Below are 368 nucleotides of genomic sequence, written 5' to 3' on the forward strand. Positions count from 1 at the left end.
TTGAATCTGCCGGACATAATCATCACGGTGACGCTTATATAAGGCTGAAAGAGTCAATTCAGCTATCGGGTTTAATATTGCCTGTTGAATCATTGCCGTTGTCGGCAACGTATAACCCATCTTCACCGCTGCTTCTATCTCGTAGAGATAAGCAGACCGCATATAGTTCTCAAGAAATTGCTTAGCGGCTAATGCTTCGACAATGATGATCACAGTTTTGAATGCTTTGCTTGATTCCTCGGTCATCCGCTCCATTTCTTTTTTGAAGCGGTTGTATTTGTTGAGATCAGCCATAGATAGAGAACCATCTTTCCCATACTTTGCAAAAAGAGCGGCCATTTGCTGATTAATCTCTTTCAATCTCTTAG

General features: G+C 41.6%; 1 protein-coding gene. It reads right to left on the reverse strand.

The features are described from left to right. Positions 1-368: hypothetical protein (locus R2R70_RS19230; RefSeq protein WP_410978785.1), on the reverse strand; the 368-nt coding region annotated here is incomplete at both ends.

The organism is Cobetia sp. SIMBA_158 (assembly GCF_046566945.1).
In the GTDB taxonomy this organism is placed as follows: domain Bacteria; phylum Pseudomonadota; class Gammaproteobacteria; order Pseudomonadales; family Halomonadaceae; genus Cobetia; species Cobetia amphilecti.